This is a genomic window from Cellulomonas algicola, from assembly GCF_003851725.1.
GTDB lineage: Bacteria > Actinomycetota > Actinomycetes > Actinomycetales > Cellulomonadaceae > Cellulomonas > Cellulomonas algicola.
This window is the reverse complement of the sequence record NZ_BHYL01000421.1, coordinates 1-977: the sequence shown is the minus strand read 5'-3', so window position 1 is coordinate 977 and position 977 is coordinate 1. Positions and strand designations below refer to the sequence as shown.

Annotated in this window: 1 protein-coding gene; it reads left to right on the top strand. The window is 78.0% G+C overall.

What is annotated here, in order from left to right:
- The first annotated feature begins 204 nt into the window (after window positions 1-204).
- Window positions 205-909, top strand: coding sequence for a hypothetical protein (locus tag CTKZ_RS20330; protein WP_124344606.1), 705 nt, complete (start codon window positions 205-207; stop codon window positions 907-909).
- Window positions 910-977 lie beyond the last annotated feature (68 nt).

Genomic DNA, 977 nt, shown 5'->3' with positions numbered 1-977 from the left:
GGTCCGCCCACGGGCCCCATGGGCCCCGGGGCGTCGGCCGGGCCGGCGGCCGCGAGAGTGCCGTCGTCGGCGGACGCTGCCGGAGCGGCCCGTCCGGTCGACTCGCCGTCGGGTCTGCCCACGGCCCCGCCGACGGGACCTGCGACGGGCCCGTCGCGACGCGTCCCGGTCCGTCCGTCCTTCGGCAAGCCGTCGACGCGGCCGGTGAAGGCCGTCGCCGCCTCCGCCTCCGCGGCGACGGGCGCGGGGGACGAGTCCGGTGCGTCCTCCGGCGGCACGGGTGGCTCGGGCGGGCGGCCGCGCTGGCTGCTGCCGGCGATCATCGGTGCGGTCGTGGTCGTGATCGCTGTAGTCGTCGGGGGGATCCTGATGTCGCGGAACACCGGCGACGAGACGCCCCCGCCGGTGGCGAGCACGATCCTGCTGCCGTCGCCGACGCCGACGATCCAGCCCGCGGCCCGGACCGCGACGACGGCGTTCGCGACCGCGCTGCCGACGACGGTCCTCCAGTACGCGCTGACGGGCTCCGCGCCCGACGACGAGTGGCTGGCGGCCGGTGCGGTCGAGGCGTACACGGACACGTTCGGCGACGGCGCGGACGGCGACGTCGTCGTGCGGGCCGGGCAGTGGGAGACGCCGGAGGAGGCGTCGACCTTCGCCGCGCAGCTCGTCGCAGCCCTCCCCACGGCGGCGGCCGCGCCGAGCCCGTCCGCGACCGCCGGTCCGGCCGACGCCGGCCTGCCCCAGACGGGCGAGGTCGTCGCGGGTGGCACGCCGGCCGGGACGTACACGATCGTCGACGCCGGTGACGGCACCGGGGTCGCGGTGTGGACCAACGGCTCGTCGGTGTTCCACGTCGTCGCCCCGGTCGCGGACATCGCCGACCTCTACGCCGCCTTCCCGCTGTAGCGGCGTCCCGCACAGCTGCCCGTCGGGCCCCGGACGCGTCACGCGCCGGGGCCCGACGTCATCACGCG